The organism is Stenotrophomonas africana (assembly GCF_013004645.1).
GTDB lineage: Bacteria > Pseudomonadota > Gammaproteobacteria > Xanthomonadales > Xanthomonadaceae > Stenotrophomonas > Stenotrophomonas africana.
Genome location: NZ_JABEME010000015.1, coordinates 34,948 through 56,566 on the forward strand (window position 1 = coordinate 34,948; position 21,619 = coordinate 56,566).

The 21,619-nt window shown below is 67.1% G+C and carries 16 protein-coding genes; 4 read left to right on the forward strand and 12 right to left on the reverse strand.

Annotated features, from left to right (window positions below; all coding sequences use genetic code 11):
- Positions 1 to 70: 70 nt before the first annotated feature.
- The 4 genes from HLA98_RS18950 to hflK form a co-directional block, all read right to left on the reverse strand.
- A complete protein-coding gene (locus HLA98_RS18950) occupies positions 71 to 1,363 on the reverse strand; it encodes an adenylosuccinate synthase (protein ID WP_049444708.1) in 1,293 nt (430 codons plus the stop codon).
- Between the two features lie 325 nt (positions 1,364 to 1,688).
- Positions 1,689 to 1,874, reverse strand: coding sequence for a DUF2065 domain-containing protein (locus tag HLA98_RS18955; RefSeq protein WP_005414170.1), 186 nt, complete (start codon positions 1,872 to 1,874; stop codon positions 1,689 to 1,691).
- Between the two features lie 66 nt (positions 1,875 to 1,940).
- Entirely contained in the window at positions 1,941 to 2,804 is an 864-nt protein-coding gene (gene hflC / locus HLA98_RS18960) for a protease modulator HflC (RefSeq protein WP_010482785.1), read from the reverse strand.
- Complete coding sequence (gene hflK, locus HLA98_RS18965; protein ID WP_005418335.1) at positions 2,801 to 3,934, reverse strand: FtsH protease activity modulator HflK; 1,134 nt, start codon at positions 3,932 to 3,934, stop codon at positions 2,801 to 2,803. Before hflK ends, hflC begins: the two co-directional genes overlap by 4 nt.
- 153 nt (positions 3,935 to 4,087) lie before the next feature.
- On the opposite strand from hflK, the gene HLA98_RS18970 reads away from it, so the two are divergent.
- Complete coding sequence (locus HLA98_RS18970) at positions 4,088 to 5,083, forward strand: YhdH/YhfP family quinone oxidoreductase (protein WP_057499872.1); 996 nt, start codon at positions 4,088 to 4,090, stop codon at positions 5,081 to 5,083.
- 88 nt (positions 5,084 to 5,171) lie between these two features.
- A complete protein-coding gene (pilH, locus tag HLA98_RS18975; protein WP_005410644.1) occupies positions 5,172 to 5,543 on the forward strand; it encodes a twitching motility response regulator PilH in 372 nt (123 codons plus the stop codon).
- 115 nt (positions 5,544 to 5,658) lie between these two features.
- Here the strand turns inward: pilH and HLA98_RS18980 are convergent, their stop codons facing one another.
- A complete protein-coding gene (locus tag HLA98_RS18980) occupies positions 5,659 to 6,552 on the reverse strand; it encodes a DnaJ C-terminal domain-containing protein (RefSeq protein WP_049444715.1) in 894 nt (297 codons plus the stop codon).
- A gap of 261 nt (positions 6,553 to 6,813) precedes the next feature.
- On the opposite strand from HLA98_RS18980, the gene HLA98_RS18985 reads away from it, so the two are divergent.
- Together HLA98_RS18985 and HLA98_RS18990 are read left to right on the forward strand one after the other, a co-directional pair.
- On the forward strand, positions 6,814 to 7,296 hold the full coding sequence (locus HLA98_RS18985; RefSeq protein WP_057499873.1) for a peroxiredoxin: 483 nt from the start codon (positions 6,814 to 6,816) through the stop codon (positions 7,294 to 7,296).
- A gap of 29 nt (positions 7,297 to 7,325) precedes the next feature.
- Positions 7,326 to 7,901 carry a ferritin-like domain-containing protein gene (locus tag HLA98_RS18990; protein ID WP_057499874.1) on the forward strand — a complete coding sequence of 192 codons (576 nt, stop codon included), beginning with the start codon at positions 7,326 to 7,328 and terminating at the stop codon, positions 7,899 to 7,901.
- A gap of 57 nt (positions 7,902 to 7,958) precedes the next feature.
- Here the strand turns inward: HLA98_RS18990 and pbpC are convergent, their stop codons facing one another.
- The 7 genes from pbpC to acnD form a co-directional block, all read right to left on the reverse strand.
- Complete coding sequence (gene pbpC / locus HLA98_RS18995) at positions 7,959 to 10,340, reverse strand: penicillin-binding protein 1C (protein ID WP_057499875.1); 2,382 nt, start codon at positions 10,338 to 10,340, stop codon at positions 7,959 to 7,961.
- Positions 10,341 to 10,389: 49 nt separating this feature from the next.
- Entirely contained in the window at positions 10,390 to 15,294 is a 4,905-nt protein-coding gene (locus HLA98_RS19000; protein WP_057499876.1) for an alpha-2-macroglobulin family protein, read from the reverse strand.
- 163 nt (positions 15,295 to 15,457) lie between these two features.
- On the reverse strand, positions 15,458 to 16,918 hold the full coding sequence (locus tag HLA98_RS19005; RefSeq protein WP_057499877.1) for a bifunctional 2-methylcitrate dehydratase/aconitate hydratase: 1,461 nt from the start codon (positions 16,916 to 16,918) through the stop codon (positions 15,458 to 15,460).
- 124 nt (positions 16,919 to 17,042) lie between these two features.
- Complete coding sequence (gene prpF / locus HLA98_RS19010; RefSeq protein ID WP_057499878.1) at positions 17,043 to 18,221, reverse strand: 2-methylaconitate cis-trans isomerase PrpF; 1,179 nt, start codon at positions 18,219 to 18,221, stop codon at positions 17,043 to 17,045.
- 3 nt (positions 18,222 to 18,224) lie between these two features.
- Positions 18,225 to 18,587 carry a type II toxin-antitoxin system RelE/ParE family toxin gene (locus HLA98_RS19015; RefSeq protein WP_057499879.1) on the reverse strand — a complete coding sequence of 121 codons (363 nt, stop codon included), beginning with the start codon at positions 18,585 to 18,587 and terminating at the stop codon, positions 18,225 to 18,227.
- The gene (locus HLA98_RS19020; RefSeq protein ID WP_005410653.1) at positions 18,584 to 18,826 is read right to left on the reverse strand and encodes a type II toxin-antitoxin system ParD family antitoxin; all 243 of its coding nucleotides are present in this window, start codon (positions 18,824 to 18,826) and stop codon (positions 18,584 to 18,586) included. Before HLA98_RS19020 ends, HLA98_RS19015 begins: the two co-directional genes overlap by 4 nt.
- Before the next feature lie 100 nt (positions 18,827 to 18,926).
- Positions 18,927 to 21,545, reverse strand: a complete 2,619-nt coding sequence (gene acnD, locus HLA98_RS19025; RefSeq protein ID WP_057499880.1) for a Fe/S-dependent 2-methylisocitrate dehydratase AcnD — start codon at positions 21,543 to 21,545, stop codon at positions 18,927 to 18,929.
- Positions 21,546 to 21,619 lie beyond the last annotated feature (74 nt).

The following is a 21,619-nucleotide window of genomic DNA, read 5'->3' on the forward strand; positions in this document are numbered from 1 at the left end:
CGAAAACGAAAAAGCCCCGCTTTCGCGGGGCTCTTCCTGTCACCTACGCCGGGCAGCGCCCGGCGCTACCTCAGGCGAACGGATCCTGCAGGACCATGGTGTGGTCGCGGTCCGGGCCGGTGGAGACGATGCTGATCGGGCAACCGGCCAGTTCTTCCAGCGAACGCAGGTAGGCACGTGCGGCCGGCGGCAGGTCATCCCAGTTGGTGATGCCGTGAGTGTTCTCGGTCCAGCCCGGGAACTCCAGGTACACCGGGGTGCACTCTTCCCAGCCCTGCGCGTCCAGCGGTGCGTACTCGGTGCGCTTGCCGTTGTATTCGTACGCGATGCAGACCTTCAGCTTTTCCATGCCGTCCAGCACGTCCAGCTTGGTGATGCACAGGCCGCTGATGCCGTTGATGGCCACGGCACGCTTGAGCGCGACGATGTCCATCCAGCCGCAGCGACGCGGACGACCGGTCGAAGCGCCGTACTCGGCGCCGCGGTCACGGATGCCCTGGCCGATTTCATCGTCCAGTTCGGTCGGGAACGGGCCGCCGCCGACGCGGGTCGCGTAGGCCTTGGCGATGCCCAGCACGTAGTCGATCGCATCGGCGCCGACGCCGGCACCCGCCAGCGCACCACCGACGGTGGTGTTGGAGCTGGTGACATACGGGTAGGTGCCGTGGTCGATGTCCAGCAGCGCGCCCTGTGCACCTTCGAACAGCACGCGCTTACCCTGCTTGCGCAGGTCGTGCAGGATGCCGGCCACGTCGGACTTCATCGGCTGCACGTATTCGCCGAAGGCCAGCGCTTCGTCGAAGGTCTTCTGGAAGTCGACCGCATCGGTGTTCAGATACTTGGTCAGCACGAAGTTGTGGTAATCCAGCGCGGTGCGCAGCAGCTCTTCCAGCTGCTTCGGGTAATGCAGGTCGGCGATGCGGATGCCGCGGCGCGCCACCTTGTCTTCGTAGGCCGGGCCGATGCCACGGCCGGTGGTGCCGATTGCCTTGCCACCGGCAGCGCGCTCGCGCGCCTGGTCCAGGGCGATGTGGTACGGCATGATCAGCGGCGCGGCCGGGGAGATCTTCAGGCGCGAACGCACTTCCACGCCGGAGGCTTCCAGCTCGGCGATTTCCTTCTGCAGCGCGGCCGGCGAGATCACCACGCCGTTGCCGATCAGGCACAGCGCATCGTCACGCAGGATGCCCGACGGGATCAGGTGCAGGACGGTCTTCTTACCGTTGATGACCAGGGTGTGGCCGGCATTGTGGCCGCCCTGGAAGCGCACGACGGCGCCGATTTCCTCAGTGAGCAGATCGACGATCTTGCCCTTGCCTTCATCGCCCCACTGGGCACCAAGCACTACGACAGACTGACCCATGACGGGCTCCTCATATGTTGCGGCCATCGGGGCCGCGGACGGGTAAACCGTGGCGGGGCTGGCCAGCACCTGGAGGGCGGCTCCAAACGGGGAGCGGCCGGCGATGGAAGGCCCAGACACAGAAAAAGCCGAACGGGGAGGCCCGTCCGGCTTTTGTGCATTATCCGGGTTTCCAGGGTCGGGTGCCACCTTTCCGACGGACGGCTTCACCGGCCGGTCAGCCGCCCCGCCCGGTCGTGCCGGCCGCTGGCCGGCAATGCCAACCCAGGTTGGCATCCACCAGAGCCGGGTCACGCATGTGAACGCAGGCGGCCGCGCCGTGCCTTCAGTGCCGCACCCACCACAGCAGGCTCAGGCCGGCCAGCAGCACCAGCCCGCCGAAGCTGCGCAGGGCCGGGCTGGGCAGGTCCAGCAGGCGCTCGGCCATGCGCTTCCAGGCGAACGGCGCGACGAACAGGAACAGGCCTTCCAGCACCGCCACCAGGCAGACGGCGGCAAACAGATCTTTCATGGGGACTCCGGAAAAAGCACGGGGCCCGGCATTTGGCCGGGCCCCGTGGGGTACTGCCCTGCGACCTCAGCGGTCGTTCTTCAGGTACTGCAGGAACGGGTCATTCTTGTCGAGCACGATCACGCCGTTGCCATCGGTCATGGAGCCACGGTAGGCCTCCAGGCTGCGGTAGAACGCATAGAACGACGGATCGGCCGAGCCGGCCTTGCCGTAGATGCGGGCCGCATCGGCATCGCCTTCACCGCGCAGGCGCTGGGCATCGCGCTCGGCCTCGGCGATCAGCACGGTGCTGTCACGGTCGGCCTGGGCGCGGATGGTCAGCGACTGCTCCTCGCCTTCGGCGCGCAGCTTGGCGGCTTCCTGCTTGCGCTGGGCGCGCATGCGCTCGTACACGTCGTTGATCACCTGGCTGTCGGTCGGCAGGTCCACCTGCTTGATGCGCAGGTCGATCATCTGCATGCCGAGGCCGGCCACCGCTTCGTTTATCCCCTTCAGCTGCTCGGCGATCAGCTCGCTGCGGTCGCCGGACACCAGCTGCTGCAGCGTGCGCGAGTTGATCTGGTTGCGCAGCGAGTCGGTGATGATCGGTGCCAGGCGGGCGTTGGCAATGCGCGGATCGCCGCCGGTGGCACGGAAGTAGTCACCTACGTTGGAGATGTAGCCGATGGCGAAGAAGTCGACGCTGACGTCCTTCTGCTCGGCGGTGAAGTAGCGCGCCGGCGCGGTGTCGAGCACCTGGAAGCGGCGGTCGAAGACCTTCACCGTTTCCACCACCGGCACCTTGAAGTGCAGGCCCGGCTTGATGTCCGAACGCACCACCTTGCCCAGGTTCAGGACCATGGCGGTCTGGTCCTCACGGACCACGTACACCGAGCCGAGCAGGCCCAGCACCACCGCCACGATCACGGCGATCCAGATAGGACTCTTCATCGGCTGCCCTCCTCACGGCCGCTCGGTCGCCCGGTCGGGCGGCCCACCGGCCGGCCCGGATCACGGGAAGCTTCCACCGCTGCACCCGGCAGCGACGGCATCACCACGTCCGGGTTGGCCACTGCGGCCGGGGCCGACGTGGTGGGACGGGTGTCGCCGGTCATCGGCACGTAGATCAGCTGGCGGCCGTCGCCACCAATCACCTTGCGGTTCTCGCTCAGCACCTGCTGCACGGTCTCCAGCCACAGGCGCTTGCGGGTCACTTCCGGGGCGTCCTTGTACTGGGCCTGCAACAGGCTGAAGCGCTGCGCGTCACCCTCGGCCTTGGACACCACGGCCTGCTTGTAGCCTTCGGCGGTGGTACGGGCACGCGAGGCCTGGCCTCGGGCTTCCGGCACGACCTTGGCGGCGTAGGCCTGGGCTTCGTTGATCAGGCGTTCCTTGACCTGCTGGGCACCGTTGACCTCGTCGAAGGCCGGCTTCACTTCCTCCGGCGGACGGGCGTCCTGCAGGGTCAGGCCGGTCACGGTCAGACCGGTCTTGAACGCCTTCAGCAGCGCCTGCAGGCGCTCCTCGGCAGCCACGGCCAGCGGGCCACGGTTGTTCAGTACGGCGTTGAGGTCGGCACGGCCGACTTCCTCGCGCACCGCGCTCTGCGCCGACTGCTCCAGCACCTGGTTGGCATCAACGGTGCCGAACAGGTACTGCTGCGGGTCGTCGATGCGGTACTGGACGTTCAGCGAGACGTTGACGATGTTCTCGTCACGGGTCAGCACCGGCACCTGGATCGAGAAGGTCTTGATCTCAGTAGCGTTGACCTTGGTGACCGATTCGATCGGCCACGGCAGCTTGAAGTTCGGGCCGGGCTGCAGGATGCGCGAGAACTGGCCGAAGCGCAGCACCACGCCACGCTGCTGTTCGCCGATCAGCTGGAAGCTGGAGAACAGCACCAGCAATACCACCGCTGCCACCACCCAACGCACGATGCCACCGTCGAACAGGTCCTTCAGCGGCCCGGGCAGTCCGCCCCAGCCACCACCATTGCCACCGCCGCGCGACCCGAAGGGCCCGCGTCGATTGTCCTCGGGGCCTTGTCCGCCCTTGTTGCCGCCGGGTGTATTCCAGGCCATGCACGCTCCATCAAGATTTGGGCTGCGGCGCGGGCCCTTCCCGCACCGCCAGCCGTGAAACCATTACCGATCATACAAGATGGGGCGGATCGGCAGGATCGAAAGGGGGGTGACGGGGTAAGGTGGCGTTTTCCTCGAAGTCAGGCAACGCCGATGGCCCCCACCACCCCGTTCACCGCCTTCCGCATCGAAAACGACGACGCTGGCTACCGCAGTGGCCTGGCCCAGCTCAATGTCGACGACCTCAACCCCGGCCAGGTGCTGATCCGCGCCCACTGGTCCTCGGTCAACTACAAGGACGCGCTGGCCGGCACCGGCAAGGGGAAGATCCTGCGCCGCTTCCCGCTGGTGGGTGGCATCGACGTGGCCGGCACCGTCGTGGCCAGCACCGATCCGGACTGGCGTGAAGGCGACGCCGTGCTGGCCACCGGCTGCGGCCTGAGCGAGACCCGTGACGGCGGCTACAGCCAGTACGTGCGGCTGGAATCCCGCGCGGTGATCGCCCAGCCGGCCGGGCTGACCCCGCGCGAGGCGATGGTGCTGGGCACCGCCGGCTTCACGGCAGCGCTGGCCCTGCTGCGCATGCAGGACAACCGGCAGACCCCGGAGCTCGGCCCGCTGGCGGTCACCGGTGCCAGCGGCGGTGTCGGTGCGCTGGCGCTGTCGATCTTCAGCCGTGCCGGCTACGCCGTGCACGCGGTCAGCGGCAAGCCTGACCAGACCGACTTCCTGCACGCCATCGGCGCCGCCGAGGTGCTGCCGCGCGAGGCGCTCTCCGATACCGCCCCGCTGCAGTCGGCCCGCTTCGGCGGGGGCCTCGACAATGCCGGAGGCGACATGCTGGCCAGCCTGCTGGCGCAGACCGTGCCCTACGGCAGCGTGGTCAGTGCTGGCCTGGCAGCCAGCCCAACGCTGGACATGACGGTGATGCCGTTCATCCTGCGCGGCGTCTCGCTGCTCGGCGTGTCTTCGGCCAATGCGCCACGCGGACTGCGTGAGGAAGTCTGGGCGCGGCTGGGCAGTGACTGGAAGCCGCAGCACCTGGACCGCATCTGCACCGCCGAAGTCGGTCTCGATGGTCTTCCCGCCGTGTTCGAGCGGATGCTGGCCGGTGGTTCGCTGGGCCGCACCGTGGTGCGGATCGACTGAACGTCGCAGGCAGGCGACGGACGGCAGACGCGGCCCTCCCGCCAGTAATGTGCCCGCACTACACTGCGGGCATTACATGGGGAACAACATGGCACGCATTCTGATCGTCGACGACTCACCGTCGCAGCTGTTGGGGATACAGCGCATCGTCGAGAAGCTCGGGCACCAGATCCTGACCGCCACCGATGGCGCCGCCGGGGTCGAAACCGCCAAGGCCGAGCTGCCCGACCTGGTCCTGATGGACGTAGTGATGCCCAACCTCAATGGCTTCCAGGCCACCCGCACCCTCGCCCGCGACGAGGCCACCCGGCACATTCCGGTGATCCTGGTGACCACCAAGGACCAGGACACCGACCGCATGTGGGGCATGCGCCAGGGCGCGAAGGCCTACATCACCAAGCCGTTCTCGGAAGACGAACTGTCCGAGGTGCTGGAGCGGGTGTTCGCCGGGCAGGGCTGAGCCGCGCGCGGATGGGTGCCACCCCTGGTCGGCACGCTCTTGTCTGGTAGGTGCCAACCTTGGTTGGCACGCTTTTGTAGAGTCGAGCCATGCTCGACTCCACATAACCAAAGCCTCAGATCGTCTCGCCGAACGCCTTGGCCAGATTGCGGTAGGCCTTCTTCTGCGCCTCGTCGGTCGCGGCAGGGGCCACGATCTCGATCTCGACGATCTGGTCGCCATCCGGGTTGCCCGGCAGGCCACGCCCGCGCAGGCGCAGCTTGCGGCCGGCATCGGAATCGGCCGGAATCTTCAGCTCCACCGCACCGCCCAGGGTCGGCACGCTGATGCTGGTGCCCAGCGCGGCCTGCCACGGCGTGAGCGGCAGCGTATAGAGGATGTTGCGGCCGTCGACCTCGAACTGCGGGTGGGCGGCGTATTCCACTTCCAGCAGCAGGTTGCCGCCATGGTTGCCCTGCCCTGCCAGGCGGATCACCTGGCCCGGACGGATGCCCTTGGGCACGCGCACGTCCAGCTGCTTGCCGTTGACGGTGATGCGCAGGCTGTCGCCGCTGTAGGCCGCTTCCAGCGGTACCGACAGCTTGGCGCGGGTGTCGCGGTTGGGGGCGTGGCCCTGGCTGCTGAAGCCCGGACCCGGACCAGCGCCGCCACCGCCACGCTGGCGCGCGAACAGGCTCTCGAAGAAGTCGCTGAAGCCGCCATTGGGGCCACCGCCGCCAAACACTTCCTCGAAGTTGAAGCCACCGGCACCGCCGTAGTTCGGCGGCACGTTGAATTCCTCGCCAGGGCGGTAGCCCTGTGCGCGCAGCTGGTCGTAGGCAGCGCGCTTCTCCGGGTCGCGCAGCGCCTCGTAGGCCTCGTTGACCGCCTTGAACTTGTCTTCGGCCCCGGCCTCCTTGCTGACGTCCGGGTGGTACTTGCGTGCCAGCCGACGATAGGCGGTCTTGATCTCCGCCTCGCCCGCGCTCGGTTCCACCCCCAGGGTGGCATAGTAATCCTTGAATTCCATCCAGCTACCTCGATCTGCTTCGGCCGCGCCGGTGGCGCCGCCCCGGGTTCATTCTACGCGCCGGCGATGCTACGCCGCCCCTCGTGCGGCCCCGGTGAGGCCGACTGATCCTGCGCAATGCGGCTGCCATCCTCATGCCCCACGCTGTGGCTGGAAGCCCCTGCCACAACGCCTGAAGATGGGGCCTGCACACCGGGTTTCCAATGTCTTGACGTCCCTGTCCCATCCGGCCCACTAGCCTGCCCCAGCAAGGAGTTCCCCATGACCATCCATGTCGGCGACCGCATTCCGGAAGTGACCCTCAAGCGCATCCGCGAGGGCATCGAAACACTCGATACGCATTCGCTGTTCGATGCGCGCAAGGTGGTGCTGTTCGCCGTGCCCGGCGCGTTCACCCCAACCTGCTCGGCGCGCCACCTACCCGGCTATGTCGAGAAATTCCAGGCATTCCGCCAGCGCGGCATTGACGTCTACTGCATGGCCGTCAACGACCCGTTCGTGATGAAGGCCTGGGCCGCCGACCAGAGCGTGCCCGACGGCCTGCTGATGCTGTCCGACGGCAACGCCGAGCTGACGCGCGCCCTGGGTTTGGAGCTTGATGCCAGCGCCTCGGGCATGGGCATCCGTTCGCGCCGCTTCGCCCTGTATGTCGACGACGGCGTAGTCCGAGAGGCCTGGGTTGAACAGCCCGGCCAGTTCGAAGTGTCTTCGGCCGAGTACGTGCTGGAGCATCTCCCCACCTGATTCCCCACCGCAGAAGGAAACGGCCAGCCATGTCCAGCAAGCCAGCCAAAGCCAGCAAGCCCGCCGCAAACGTTCCCGGCATCAGCGACCGCGAGACGCTGCGCGAGCGCGCCCGGCGCAACATCGAAGACGGCGCGATCACCGACAGCTACAGCGCCGACCGCAAGGTGGTGATCAAACTGCTCAACGACGCCCTGGCTACCGAGTATGTGTGCGTGCTGCGCTACTACCGGCACTACTTCATGGCCAAGGGCATGCTGGCCGACGCGGTCAAGGCCGAATTCCTCGAGCATGCACAGCAGGAACAGGCGCACGCCGGCAAGCTGGCCGAGCGCATCGTCCAGCTCGGCGGCGAGCCGGACTTCAACCCGGATACGCTGACAGCGCGCTCGCATGCCGAATACAAGGAAGGCAGCGACCTGCGCGACATGGTCCGCGAGAACCTGGTGGCCGAACGCATCGCCATCGACAGCTACCGCGAGATGATCAACTTCATCGGCGACCGCGATACCACCACCAAGCGCATTCTTGAAGAGATCCTCGCGCAGGAAGAGGAACACGCCGACGAGTTCGCCGACCTGCTGGATGGGTGGATCGGGGAATGATCCGGTCGATGCCCACCCTGGTGGGCGCATTCATTGCGTGCCAACCAAGGTTGGCACCTACCGGAGGACGCTGAACCTTACCTGCGTCCACGCGCCATCGGCCGCCAGCGCGGTCAGGGTGTGCGCGCCCGGCTCGGCGAACTCCCGCTGCACCAACTGCGCGCCGCGGGTCTGTGCGATCCAGCGTCCATCCAGCAACCAGTCCACCGTCTGCTCGCTGCCCAGCGCGCGCAGCTGCAGGCGTACGCCATGTTCCGAATTCGGCGCGCGCGCCAGCGTGGCGCCATCGTTGAGCCCGTCGATGTGCAGCGCGACGCTGGCCTCGCGGCCATCATCACGGCAGTCCGGCGACAGCGCCGGCAGCTGCGAGGCTTCGCGCGTGGCCTTGGACAGCCACGGCGACAACAACGCCGGCCAGCGCGCGATCTCTCGCGCGACTTCTTCGTGCGGCAAGCGGCAATCGGCTGACACGCGCAGACCGGTACGCGCATCGGCAAGGTAGCGCTGCCGACCCGGCTGCCAACGCCGTGCTTCGCGTTCGGGGAAGGTCGGTGGTGCCGCCCCTTCCAGTAGATAGGCGGGCATCAGCCGCTGGCACAGTGCCGCAGGCAGACCCTCGGCACGTTCACCGGTGGGCCAGCAGACATCTTCCTGGCTGACGCTGGCCGGCATCGGCGCAGCGGCCGAGTCACCGCGCTGTCGCGGCAGGCTGTCCACCACTTCAAACATCAGCGGCAGCGCAGTGACCGCGCCGTACTGGCCCGGCAACGGCGTGCCATCTGGCCGCCCCACCCACACGCCCACGGTGTAGTGGCGGGTACTGCCGATCGCCCACGCATCGCGGTACCCGTAACTGGTGCCGGTCTTCCACGCCACGCGCGGGCGGCCACCGACATCGAACGTACCAACGCTGTACCCCGGGCGCGGGTTCGACTCCAGCATCTCGCGCACGATCCAGCTGGCGCCTGGCGAGGCCAAGCGCCGCTCGATCATCGGCTCGTCGTCGGTGTAACGCACGCGGCCGGCGATGCCGTTGCGGTTGAGCGCAGCGAACGCGCCGACCAGGTCTTCCAGCCGCGCGCCAGTGCCGCCCAGGATCAGCGACAGGTTGGGCGTGCTGCCCGGCGGGAAGCGCAGCTGGATGCCGGAGTGAGACAAGCGTGCAGCGAAGCGCGCGGCCCCGACCCGCTGCAGCAGATCCACCGAGGGCACGTTGAGCGACAGGCGCAACGCGCTGGAGGCACCGATCGGCCCATTGAAGGCCATGTCGAAGTTGCCGGGGCGGTAGCTGCCGAAACTCTGCGGCGCGTCGACCAGCAGGCTTTCCGAATGGATCAGGCCATCGTCCAGTGCCATCGCATACAGGAACGGCTTGAGGGTGGAGCCCGGCGAGCGCCACGCCTGCACCATGTCCACGTGGCCAAGCCGCTGGCGATCACCGAACGCCAGCGTGCCCACATAGGCGCGTGCCTGCAGGGTCTGGTTGTCGACCACCAGCAGGGCGGCCGAGGTGCGCTCGGGCAGCGTCGAGAAATAGCTGGCCACGCGTTCTTCCAGCGTGCGCTGCAGGCCGATGTCGATGCTGCTCTGGATGCGTGCCAGGCCCGGATGCGCCGAGTGCAGGCGCTGCGCCAGCAAGGCGGCGTGCAGTGGCGGCCGCAGCGAGCGCGCCACTACGTTTTCGACGCGCGCATCTTCCACTTCTTCCGCTGTCCACGCACCCAGTTCGGCCATGCGTGACAGCACCTTGTCACGCGCCTTCTGTGCCGCTTCCGGATGCCGGTCCGGACGCAGCCGGCTCGGCGCCTGCGGCAGCACCGCCAGCAACGCGGCCTCGGCATGGGACAGCTGCGCCGCCGGCTTGCCCAGGTAGGCCCAGCTGGCCGCTTCCACGCCCTCGATGGTGCCGCCGTAAGGCGCACGCTCCAGATACAGGGCCAGAATCTGCTGCTTGCTCAGATGCACTTCCAGCTGCACCGCGCGCAGCATCTGCTTGAGTTTTCCCCAGGGCGTGCGCGTATGCGGATCGAGGATGCGTGCGACCTGCATGGTCAGGGTCGAGCCACCGGAAACGATGCGACCGCCGCGCAGCAGCTGGCCGCTGGCACGCAGGATCGCCAGCGGGTTGATGCCCGGGTGGCGCCAGAACCAGCGGTCTTCGTAGGTCAGCAACGCCTGCAGGTACAACGGCGAGACGCTGTCGATCGAAGCCGGATAGCGCCACACGCCCTCGGCATCGGCGAATGCACGCAGCGGCGTGCCGTCGGCGGCCACTACCAGGGTGCTGGTATCACGCTGCTTCGGCAGCGGCGGCGGGAAGGCGAAATCCAGCACCAGCAGCAGCGCCAGCGTGGCGGCCGTACCCCAGCGCAACCACGGCCACAGCGGCCGCAGCCGGCGGCGCAGGGCCGCCAGCCGGGTCTTCATTGCGTCTTTCATTGCGAATTGCCATCAGGACGGGCCGCGCCGTCGCGGCCCGTCCGCGCGGTCACGGCTGTACCACCGTGATCGTGGTCGGGTTGCTGCGGCCAACGCCACGCAGCTGCGGCCGGTACATGTCCTCCACCAGCGGCGGCGGCACCGAGTAGGTTCCCGGGGTCACCGCGCGGACCAGGTAGAACACGTTGGCCTTGCTGCCACGCGAGAGCTTCAGCGCGGCCACGTAGCGGTCGTCGCGGAACTCTTCGTGCTTGGTATCGGCCGCTTCACCGCGATCGCTGATGGTGATGCCATCGACCACCACGTCGGCCCACTGCTTGGCATCGCCCAGGTTGAAGTTCTCGATCTCCAGGCCCGCCGGCAGCAGGTCGGTCAGCAGTGCATCCGGCATCGTGGTGTCAGCGGTGACGGTGACGCGCACGATCAGTGCTTCGCCTTCCTTCAGCGGGCGCGGCGACCACGGCTTGCCATCGGTGCCGTAGTAGCTGCGCTCGACGCCCAGCACGCTGTTGTCCGGTGCCGGTGCGCTGCGCGGGATGCCAGCCACGTCGATGCTGGCGAACATCGGCGGCTGGCCCTGCGGAGTGAAGCGCACGCCACTGGCCAGCTCACTGGCGCTGAAGTTGCGGCCGAACAGTTTGCGCTCGCCGATGGCTTCGGTGTTGCCGCCAATCACCAGTTCACCGGCCACCAGCGCCTTCTGGTTGGCAGCAAGCGCCTTGCCGAGGCGGGCAATCGCCACCTGTTCCTGCGTGCTCAGCCACATCCAGCCGGCGTTGCGTCGCGCATCCAGGCCACGGCCCAGATCGACCGCACGCGCGTCCCAGGCCGGCTTGGCCAGCTTGTTTTCGTGGGTCAGCGCGATCATCAGCGCGTCATCGCGGATGGCGCTGCCGTAGTCGCCGAAGTACGACGGGCGTTCGCTGCTGGACTTGGCGAACGCCGCCGCCAGTGCCGCCTGGCCGCGCTTGGCGTCTCCCTGCAGCGACAGCGCCACGCCCAGGTGGACCAGCGACAGGCCACCGACCGCCTTGCTGCGCTCGTTGTCGTACAGCGTGCGCAGGGTACCCAGCGGCGCACGGTTGACCCGGGCCAGCACGTAGCCCGAATACGCCTGGTTGGCGAACTTCAGCTTCTCGCGGTCATCCTGGCCGTAGAACTGGTTGCCGCCGGACAGAAGATCCTCGCTGAGCCGGTTGAGCGCCTTCTGCAGCACGTTGTCGGGCACGGCGAAGCCGGCGTCCTTGGCATCAAGCAGGAACTCGGTGATGTACGGGGTCAGCCACGGATTCACGTAGCCGTCGTCACCCCACATCGAGAAGTTGCCGTTGGCCACCTGCATCGACGCCAGGCGGCCAAACGCACCTTCCATGCGCTCGCGACGGGTCTTGGCATCCAGACCGTCGGCACCGAGCATCGACGACGTCGCCTGGTCCAGGATCAGCGCGGCGTAGCCCTTGCTGGTGGTCTGCTCGGCACAGCCGTACGGGTAGTTCAACGCGCCCTGCAGCGCGCTGGCGAACGGAATCGGCGGCAGCGGGCTGACCAGCAGCCGTGCGTTCACCGACTCGGACATCAGGCCCTCGGTCAGGCTGTTGTCGAGGCTGACCGCGGCCAACGGATCCAGCGTGCGTACCTGCGAACGCAGCACCTGTGGCCATGCCGCACGCACCGGCAGGTCGTAGCGGCGATCGGCCTTGAAGCCGTTGCCGTCCACCCGCACCCGCACCTTGGCCACGCTGTGGCCTTCGCGTGCCGACAAGGGGAAGCTCAGCGTGGTCTTGGCATCGGCATTCAACTGCACGCTGCGGCTGCCCTCACCCAGGTTCAACGGCCCCTCGCTTTCCACCTTCACGTTGAACTGGCCCGGCTTGCCGGTGAAGTTCTGCACGTCCAGGGTCACGGTGCTGCGGTCGCCCGGGGCCAGCACGCGCGGCATGCTGGCTTCGGCCAGGATCGGCGCGCGCACCACGGTTTCCACGTCGCGCTTGCCGTACTGGTCATCGCTGTAGACCAGCGCCGATACGCGCAGGGTGCCGTTGAAGTCCGGCACCTTCAGGCGGATGCGGGCGATGCCCTTGGCATCGAGCTGCACCGGGCCGGAGAACAGGTCCACGGTCTGCACGCGCGCAGTCGGGCGCTTGGCCTGTGGCAACGCCTGCAGCGCCATGTCGCCACCGAACTTCAGCTTGCCGGCACCGCCGTCAAAGCTCTCGATCACCCGGCTGTAGATGTCGTAGGCATCGATGCCGAGGCGACGCTGGGCGAAGAAGTGCGCACCGGCGTCGGGCACCGGGAAACGGGTGATGTTGAGGATGCCCACGTCCACCGCCGAGACGGTGACGTGCGCCACCTTGCCGGCCAGCTGCGGTGCGCTGACCGTCACCGGCAGGTCCTGTTCCGGTCGCATCTGCTTGGGCGCTGCCAGGCCGACAGCCACGGTGCGGCCCTTGCGGTCCATCGGCACGTGCACCACGCCCACGGCACGGGCCGGGGTGATCTTGCTCGGCGCACTGCCGCCACGGAACACCAGCGCGGTGATGTAGACGTCGTGGCGCTCCCAGTCAGCGGTGACCGGGATCCTGAAGGTCGAACCCGGCTTGGCCTCGATGTCCTGCACGTACAGCATGCGGTCGGTCTCGACCATCAGGATGCCCTTGCCGGCGTGCGGCGGGGTCACCGTCACTTCCAGGGTGTCACCGGCCTTGTAGCCGGTCTTGTCCAGGCCCAGCTTGACCTTGTCAGGACGCGCGTCTAGGCCGCGGTTGTCATCACCCCAGCTCCAGCCGGCGCGGAACGGGTAACGGCTGGTCAGGCCGGTGGACGGATCGAACACGTCCACCCGGTACTCGCCCCACTCCACCGGGAAATCGAAGGCGACCGCGCTGCTGCCGGCATCGACGGTGCGCGTTTCCTTGTTCTCGAAGCGGCGGGTGAAATCGTAGTCCCAGCGGTTGTCGTTGAAGGTCCAGTGGTAGTCGCGCAGTTCGCGCACCAGGGTGATCTTCAGGCCCTTGGCCGGCTGCGGCGTGCCGGCGGCATCCACGCGCATCAGCTCGAAGCGCGCATTGCCGTTGGAATCGGCACCGTCCTCGGGGTTGAACAGCGGGCGTACACCGACCAGGGCGTTGGCCGGCCACATCACCCGCTTCAGGGTACGGGTGACCGTTCGGCCACCGGTTTCATACAGGCTGCCGGACAGCACCACGGCGATTGGTGCCTTGGCCTTGGCTGCCTCTTCCGGCAACGCCACATCCTCACGCAGCTGGCCATTGCCCGGCAGCGTGGTGTCGATCACGTCCTTGGCCTCGCGCGGCAGCTGCAGGGTCGGGTCACCAAAGAAATAGCCTGGCAGCCCCTCCACCGGCTTCTGTTCGGCGGCGACCGCCATGCGTGCGGTGAAGCGGTTGCCATCGGCCGGCGCACCATACAGGTAGGCACCATTGGCCTGCAGGCGCAGATCCTCGCCCGGCTTCAGCGTCTTCTGCGCGCTGTCCAGGTCCAGCTTCATGCGCTCGGGCAGGAACTCCTCGATGCGCAGGGTCATGCCCTGGATCGCTTCCTTGCTGGCAGGGTCGGTGCGGAACTCGACCTGCCAGCGCCCGGTCGGCGCCTCGGCGGGAATGACCTGCTCGAAGTTGATGTAGCCCTGGTCGCCCGGCTGCAGGCGGGTCTCGCGGAAGGTCTTGCCGTCAGGCTGCTTCAGGCGCAGGAACACCGGCTGTGCCTTCACCGGCTTGCCGTCGTTGTCGCGCAGCAGGGCGGACAGGCGCACGGTCTCGCCCGGGCGGTACAGGTCGCGCCCGGACCAGGCATAGACATCGAACCAGGCGTTGTCGCGGCCGGCCACGGCGAATTCGCTCAGGTCCAGCGCCGGCTGGTTGAACGGCAGGAAGCTGGTGTCCTTGCCACTGCTGGCGACCAGCACGTGGGTGGCATCCAGGGTGTAGTTCAGCAGCGCATTGCCATTGCCATCGGTGCTGCCCTTGAGCACCACCTCGCCCTTGGCGTCGAGCACGCGCAGGTCGATGCCCTTCAACGGCGCGCCGTCCTTGAGGCCGGCGGTATGCACGAACAGCTTGTCCTTGTAGGCACGGGTATGCAGGCCGATGTCGCTGACCGAGAAGAACGCGGTATCGAACTCGCCCTCGTAGTCACCGGTGCGCTTGAGCAGGGCGAAGTACAGGCCCGGCTCCTGCAGTTCCTTGATGTCCTGTGTCGGCAGGTAGGTCAGCACCCGCTCGTTCTTCTTGCCGCCCAGGATGAAGCGGTTGACGTAGACCGGCTCGGCCAGCTTGTTGATCGGGCTGCGCTCGTAGTCGCTGCTCAGCTCCCAGCTGCCACGGCGGCCGCCGCGCTGGTACTGGCTGAAGAAGGTCGGCAGGTCCTTCTCGCGCACGCGCAGGAACTCGACATCGACCTCCGGCACGTTCACCGAGACCACCGGCAGGCCGCGGCTGTCCTTGGCCGGCAGCACGCTGCCCTGCGAGGCGAAGCCAACCACCGGCTTCAGCTCGCCGCTGAACACCTTCTGCTTCAACTCCTTGCCCAGGCGGCTGCCATCGGCGGCGAGCAGGTCCGGCGAGACCACAAGGCTGAACTCCTTGCCGGCCTCGACGAACGGGTAGCGCAGGGTCAGGCCGTCATCGGACAGGGTCCAGCTGCTGTCGTCGGTGCCGACCTTCTCTTCGAAGCGCACCAGCTTGTCGAAGTCCTGGGTGCCGACCAGTGGGCGCGAGAACTCCAGCGCCAGCGACAGGCCGTCATTCTTCTGGTCCGGGTAGGCGCGCAGCAGGGTGAATTCCTTCACCTGCTCGGCTTTGGTGGTGATCGCTTCACCGCTGGCCTTGGGCAGCTGCCCGCTGTCGTTGCGGCAGCCGGCCAGGCCCAGCAGCAGGCCTCCTGCCAGTACCGCCGCCCATCCCCACCGCTTCCGCCGTGCCGGACCGCTCATGTCGTCACTCCCTGATCGAGGCGGCCATTATAGGCAGGCCGCGTCAAGGTGTTGACGCGAATTCGGCAATTCCCGCGGGTGCGGGTAGTGCCGGCCGCTGGCCGGCAACCGGCATGGCAGGTTGGATGGAATTGGCGGCCAGCGGCCGGCACTACCGATCGCCCTACCCCGGCAGGTACAGGTCCACGTAGTCGGTCACCGGCATTGCCGCCAGCGCCACCGGGTCCAGCGATGCCGCGAGGATGCGCTGCTGCTGGGCGGTCGGGAAGCGATGGGCCAGGTGCCGGCGGAACTTGTCCATCAGCAGCGGAATGCCTTCCTCGCGGCGCCGGGCGTGGCCGAGCGGGTACTCCACAAGCACCTCCGGCAGTTCGCTGCCATCGGTGAAGCGCACGCGCAGGCCGTTGGCGATGCTGCGCTTGTCCGGGTCCAGATAATCGGCGCTGAGCCGTGGATCCTCGTGACAAGCCATCTTCGCACGCAGCGCATCGATACGCGGATCGGCGGCAACGTCGTCCTCATAGTCCTCGGCCACCAGCCGCCCGTGCAGCAACGCGATGGCGACCATGTACTGCACGCAGTGATCGCGGTCGGCGGGATTATGCAGCGGGCCCTGCTTGTCGATGATGCGGATGCAGGCTTCCTGGGTCCGGATCGCGATATGCGCGATGTCCTCGACCCGCCGCCCCATCGCACGCAACTGCTGGTGCAGCGTGACCGCCGCCTCCACCGCGGTCTGGCCGTGGAACTCGGCCGGGTAGCTGATCTTGAACAGCACGTTCTCCATCACATAGCTGCCGAGCGGTCGCCCCAGCGTCAGTGCCTTGCCATGCATCGACACCGCTTCAAATCCCCAGGTCGGTGCGCTGAGCACGCTCGGGTAACCCATCTCGCCACTGGCCGCCATCAGCGCCAGGCGCACGCCACGGCTGGTCGCGTCGCCGGCCGCCCAGCTCTTGCGCGAGCCGGTGTTGGGTGCGTGCCGGTAGGTGCGCAGCGACTGGCCATCGACCCAGGCCAACGACAGCGCATTGAGCACGCGCTCGCGGTCCAGCCCGAGCAGTTGGGCGACCACGGCGGTGGTCGCCACCTTGACCAGCACCACGTGGTCCAGCCCAACCCGGTTGAAGGAATTCTGAAGAGCCAGCACGCCCTGGATCTCGTGCGCCTTGATCATCGCCAGCAGCACATCGTGCATGGTCGGCGGCGGACGACGCAGTGCCTGCGCATTGCGGCCCAGCCAATCGCAGACAGACAGGATGCCGCCCAGGTTGTCCGACGGGTGGCCCCATTCGGCGGCCAACCAGGTGTCGTTGAAATCCAGCCAGCGCACCATTGCGCCGAGGTTGAAGGCGGCCTGCACCGGATCCAGCACGTAGTGCGTACCCGGCACGCGCGCCCCGTTGACCACGCTGATGCCCGGCACCAATGGCCCAAGCAGCTTGCTGCAGGCCGGGAAGGACAGTGCCTCCAGGCCGCAGCCCAGGGTATCGAGCAGGCAGTGGTGTGCGGTCTGGAACGCCAGCGGTGAGTCGATGCGGGCGTCGCGTACGTAGTCGACGATGTCCACCAGCAGCGCATCCCACGCTGCACGCTCGATGGATGGGGTGTGGCTGTCGGACATCGTCGATCTCCTCGTTGCGGTGCACGGTTGCCCGTGCACCCTGCCAACCAAGGTTGGCATCTACCAAAGCAATCGGTCTCTGCGGCCCGGTAGTCGCCAACCTTGGTTGGCGTTTACCAACGCATCACTCGGCCGGTACCCGCACCCTGCCTTCCATCAGCACGCGGGCGCTGCGGCTCATGATGGCCTTGGTCACTGTCCACTGGCCGTCAACGAGTGCCGCCTGCGCACCCACGCGCAACGTGCCGGACGGATGGCCGAACGTCACCGCTTCGCGTTCGCCGCCGCCGGCGGCGCGATTGACCAGCGTGCCCGGGATCGCCGCTGCGGTACCGATCGCCACGGCCGCGGTACCCATCATCGCGTGATGCAGCTTGCCCATCGACAACGCACGCGCGTGCAGATCGATTGCCGACGCCGGAATCGCCTTGCCACTGGACGAGACGTAGTCCTGTGCCGGTGCAACGAACGCCACCTTGGGCGTGTGCTGGCGTGTCGCCGCGTCTTCCAGGTTCCTGATCAGACCCATGCGCAAGGCGCCGTAGGCGCGAATCTTCTCGAAGCGCTCCAGCGCTCCCTTGTCCTCGTTGATCGCCGGTTGCAGCTCGACACCGGTGTAGCCGAGGTCGGCGGCGTTGAGGAAGATCGTCGGAATGCCGGCGGTGATCATGGTTACCTCGAAGGCGCCGACGCCGGGCACCTCCAGGGTATCGACCAGGTTGCCGGTCGGGAACATCGCGCCTGCATCGCCGTCATCGGACGGATCGATGAATTCCAGCTGGATCTCGGCCGCCGGGAAGGTCACGCCATCCAGCTCGAAATCGCCGATCTCCTGCACTTCGCCATCGCGCATCGGCACGTGGGCGATGATGGTCTTGCCGATGTTGGCCTGCCAGATGCGCACGGTGCACAGGCCATCGCGCGGCACCCGGGCCGGATCGATCAGCCCATTGGCGATCGCGAACGGACCTACTGCAGTACTGAGGTTGCCGCAGTTGCCGCTCCAATCGACGAAGGCGGTGTCGATCGAGACCTGCCCGTACAGGTAGTCCACATCGTGGTCAGGCACCGAGGCGGTGGAAATGATCACGCACTTGCTGGTGCTGGAGGTGGCGCCGCCCATGCCGTCGGTCTGCTTGCCATACGGATCGGGCGAGCCGATCACGCGCATCAGCAGCGCATCGCGCGCGGCGCCCGGCACCTGCGCGGCTTCGGGCAGGTCCTGCAGGCGGAAGAACACGCCCTTGCTGGTGCCGCCGCGCATGTAGGTGGCGGGAATACGGAGTTGCGGGAGGAAGGTCATGGATCAGTATCCTGGATGCGACGAACCAATATCGGGGTTGAGCTTCTCGTCTTCGAACAGTGCTTCCATGCCCCGCGAAGCATTCCAGATGCGCACGATGGAAACGTGCGCAGGTAGCTCCACGTAGTAGATCAGGTAGCCGTTGAAGCGACGAACCGGATGAAAACGCAACGGCGCTGGCAGCGAGGGCAACAGACCCGCATGTAGTGCGGAACCAGCACCCGGGTGGGCCTCGATCAGCTTTACAACGGATTCCACCGCATCGATGAAGCCGATTTCCAGCACTTCTCCGCCTTGATCTGCATACCGGCCTGCTGCCTGGTCAAGATCTCGAACCGCTGCAGGGGACCAGTGCGAAGGTTTCACTTGCGGTTCCGTGCACGCTCACGGAGCTTGTCAAAGTGATCCGGCGCCAGAGGTGCCGAAGGACCAGAAGCCAGCCCCTCGGCAATCAGCTGCTTGAGCAGTTCTTCGGCCTTGCTGCGCTGGCGCTGGCGGATCAGGTCACGCACATAGTCCGACGTACTGGAGTAGCCGCCTTCGCGCACTTCCTCGTCCACGAACTGCTTGAGCGGGTCGGTCAGCGAAATGTTCATGGTGGCCATGAAACTCTCCTTTGGCAGTTTTTGCCAAGTCAGTGTGCGCCCTGCCCTGGTGTCGGACAAGCCCGCCCCCGGTCTCCGGGGGCAGGCATTCAGCCCGGCATCACGCCACCCTGGCGCCTTCCAGGAAGTCCTGGGCGAAGCGCTGCAGCACGCCACCGGCTTCGTAGATCGCCACTTCCTCGTCGCTGTCCAGGCGGCAGGTGACCGGCACGATCACGTCCTGGCCGTCGCGGCGATGGATGACCAGGGTCAGCTCGGCGCGCGGGGTGCGCTCGCCGATCACGTCGAAGGTCTCGGTGCCGTCGATGCCCAGGGTCAGGCGGGTGGTGCCCGGCTTGAACTCCAGCGGCAGCACGCCCATGCCGATCAGGTTGGTGCGGTGGATGCGTTCGAAGCCTTCGGCCACGATCGCTTCCACACCGGCCAGGCGCACGCCCTTGGCGGCCCAGTCACGCGAGCTGCCCTGGCCGTAGTCGGCACCAGCGATGATGATCAGCGGCTGCTTGCGGTCCATGTAGGTCTCGATCGCTTCCCACATGCGCATCACCTTGCCTTCCGGCTCCACCCGCGCCAGCGAGCCCTGCTTCACGCTGCCGTCCTCGTTGCGCACCATCTCGTTGAACAGCTTCGGGTTGGCGAAGGTGGCGCGCTGCGCGGTCAGGTGGTCGCCGCGGTGGGTGGCGTAGGAATTGAAGTCCTCTTCCGGCAGGCCCATTTTCGCCAGGTATTCACCGGCGGCGCTGGAGGCCATGATCGCGTTGGACGGCGACAGGTGGTCGGTGGTGATGTTGTCCGGCAGCACCGCCAGCGCGCGCATGCCTGCCAACGTACGCTCGCCGGCCAATGCGCCCTCCCAGTACGGAGGACGACGGATGTAGGTGCTCTGCGGGCGCCAGTCGTACAGCGGGCTGACCGCGGCGCCATGCTCCACGCGCACGTTGAACATCGGGTTGTAGACCTTGCGGAACTGCTCGGGCTTCACCGAGGCCTTCACCACCGCGTCGATCTCGGCGTCGCTCGGCCAGATGTCCTTCAGGCGCACCTCGTTGCCCTCGGCATCCACGCCCAGCACGTCCTTCTCGATATCGAAGCGGACGGTGCCGGCGATGGCATAGGCGATCACCAGCGGCGGCGAGGCCAGGAAGGCCTGCTTGGCGTACGGATGAATGCGGCCATCGAAGTTGCGGTTACCCGACAGCACAGCCGTTGCGTACAGGTCACGGTCGATGATTTCCTGCTGGATCTTCGGGTCCAGAGCACCGCTCATGCCGTTGCACGTAGTGCAGGCGAAGGCGACGATGCCGAAGCCGAGCTGTTCCAGGTCCGGCAGCAGACCGGATTCTTCCAGGTACAGCTGCACGGCCTTGGAACCCGGCGCCAGCGACGACTTCACCCACGGCTTGCGCTGCAGGCCACGCGCGTTGGCGTTGCGCGCCAGCAGTGCAGCGGCAATCACGTTGCGCGGGTTGGAGGTATTGGTGCAGCTGGTGATGGCGGCGATGATCACCGCGCCATCGGGCATCAGGCCCTGCGCCTGCTCGGCCTTGCCGGCTTCCAGCTTGGCTTCGTCGGCGATGCCGCGCTCGGCCAGTTCGGCAGTGGCCACGCGCTTGTGCGGGTTGGACGGGCCAGCCATGTTGCGCACCACGCTGGACAGGTCAAAGCGCAGCACGCGCTCGTACTGCGCGGTGGCCAGGTCATCGGCCCACAGGCCGGTGGTACGCGCGTAGTTTTCCACCAGCGCTACCTGCGATTCCTCGCGGCCGGTCAGGCGCAGGTAGTCGATGGTCTGCCCGTCGATGTAGAACATCGCGGCGGTGGCACCGTATTCGGGGCACATGTTGGAGATAGTGGCGCGGTCACCGATGGTCAGTGCCGCGGCACCCTCGCCGAAGAATTCAAGCCAGGCGCCGACCACGCGCTCCTTGCGCAGGAACTCGGTCAGGGCCAGTACCACGTCGGTGGCGGTGATGCCCGGCTGCGGGCGACCACTCAGTTCGACACCGACGGTGTCGGGCAGGCGCATCCACGACGCGCGACCCAGCATCACGTTCTCGGCTTCCAGGCCGCCCACGCCGATGGCGATCACGCCCAGCGCATCCACGTGCGGGGTGTGGCTGTCGGTGCCCACACAGGTATCCGGGAAGGCCACGCCGTCCTGCACGTAGACCACCGGCGACATCTTCTCCAGGTTGATCTGGTGCATGATGCCGTTGCCTGGCGGAATCACGTCCACGTTCTCGAAGGCCAGCTTGGTCCAGTCGATGAAGTGGAAACGGTCTTCATTGCGACGATCTTCGATCGCGCGGTTCTTCTCGAACGCCTGCGGATCGAAACCACCACACTCCACTGCCAGCGAGTGGTCGACGATCAGCTGTACCGGCACCACCGGGTTGACCTTGGCCGGGTCGCCGCCCTTGTCGGCGATCGCATCACGCAGGCCGGCCAGGTCGACCAGCGCGGTCTGGCCGAGGATGTCGTGGCACACAACGCGTGCCGGGAACCACGGGAAATCGAGGTCGCGACGGCGCTCGATCAGCTGCTTCAGCGAATCGCCGAGCGTGGCCGGATCGCAGCGGCGCACCAGGTTCTCGGCCAGCACGCGCGAGGTGTACGGCAGGGTGGCGTAGGCGCCGGGCTGGATCGCATCGACAGCGGCACGCGCGTCGAAATAATCCAGCGCGCTGCCGGGGAGGTTCTTGCGGTAATCGGTATTCATGGGCTGGCGGAGTGCTTGAGGCGGGCCGGGTGCCGGCGGTGCGGCGGCGAAAGCATCCGGCCGGCACGCGGCCG

Bases quoted from the DNA above. Each gene is read 5' to 3' on its own strand.
- HLA98_RS18950 (WP_049444708.1), bottom strand. From the start codon at position 1,363: ATGGGTCAGTCTGTCGTAGTGCTTGGTGCCCAGTGGGGCGATGAAGGC.
- HLA98_RS18955 (WP_005414170.1), bottom strand. From the start codon at position 1,874: ATGAAAGATCTGTTTGCCGCCGTCTGCCTGGTGGCGGTGCTGGAAGGC.
- hflC (WP_010482785.1), bottom strand. From the start codon at position 2,804: ATGAAGAGTCCTATCTGGATCGCCGTGATCGTGGCGGTGGTGCTGGGC.
- hflK (WP_005418335.1), bottom strand. From the start codon at position 3,934: ATGGCCTGGAATACACCCGGCGGCAACAAGGGCGGACAAGGCCCCGAG.
- HLA98_RS18970 (WP_057499872.1), top strand. From the start codon at position 4,088: ATGGCCCCCACCACCCCGTTCACCGCCTTCCGCATCGAAAACGACGAC.
- pilH (WP_005410644.1), top strand. From the start codon at position 5,172: ATGGCACGCATTCTGATCGTCGACGACTCACCGTCGCAGCTGTTGGGG.
- HLA98_RS18980 (WP_049444715.1), bottom strand. From the start codon at position 6,552: ATGGAATTCAAGGATTACTATGCCACCCTGGGGGTGGAACCGAGCGCG.
- HLA98_RS18985 (WP_057499873.1), top strand. From the start codon at position 6,814: ATGACCATCCATGTCGGCGACCGCATTCCGGAAGTGACCCTCAAGCGC.
- HLA98_RS18990 (WP_057499874.1), top strand. From the start codon at position 7,326: ATGTCCAGCAAGCCAGCCAAAGCCAGCAAGCCCGCCGCAAACGTTCCC.
- pbpC (WP_057499875.1), bottom strand. From the start codon at position 10,340: ATGAAAGACGCAATGAAGACCCGGCTGGCGGCCCTGCGCCGCCGGCTG.
- HLA98_RS19000 (WP_057499876.1), bottom strand. From the start codon at position 15,294: ATGAGCGGTCCGGCACGGCGGAAGCGGTGGGGATGGGCGGCGGTACTG.
- HLA98_RS19005 (WP_057499877.1), bottom strand. From the start codon at position 16,918: ATGTCCGACAGCCACACCCCATCCATCGAGCGTGCAGCGTGGGATGCG.
- prpF (WP_057499878.1), bottom strand. From the start codon at position 18,221: ATGACCTTCCTCCCGCAACTCCGTATTCCCGCCACCTACATGCGCGGC.
- HLA98_RS19020 (WP_005410653.1), bottom strand. From the start codon at position 18,826: ATGGCCACCATGAACATTTCGCTGACCGACCCGCTCAAGCAGTTCGTG.
- acnD (WP_057499880.1), bottom strand. From the start codon at position 21,545: ATGAATACCGATTACCGCAAGAACCTCCCCGGCAGCGCGCTGGATTAT.